The organism is Flavobacterium aquariorum (assembly GCF_003254745.1).
Classification (GTDB): domain Bacteria; phylum Bacteroidota; class Bacteroidia; order Flavobacteriales; family Flavobacteriaceae; genus Flavobacterium; species Flavobacterium aquariorum.
This window is the reverse complement of record NZ_QKXH01000051.1, coordinates 1-221: the sequence shown is the minus strand read 5'-3', so window position 1 is coordinate 221 and position 221 is coordinate 1. Positions and strand designations below refer to the sequence as shown.

Below are 221 nucleotides of genomic sequence, written 5' to 3'. Positions count from 1 at the left end.
AGCTGGACTAACCGCATAAGTAGCTGCTGGACTTCCTGCTGTTGTTAGCGATGCATTATTAGCAGTGATTGCTGTTCCAACACAATAACTTGGTGAAGCAACGGTATAACTCAATCCTGCCGGAGCTTGATTTACGGTAATGGTTACAACCGATGTTGCAGTTCCACAACCACCAGTATTGCTGGCTGTGACGGTATATCCTGCAGATGCAACTGCTGTAG

Annotated in this window: 1 protein-coding gene; it reads right to left on the bottom strand. The window is 46.6% G+C overall.

Going from position 1 to position 221, the window contains the following annotated elements:
* On the bottom strand, window positions 1–221 hold a 221-nt coding region (locus DOS84_RS19180; RefSeq protein WP_207802087.1), incomplete at both ends, for a hypothetical protein.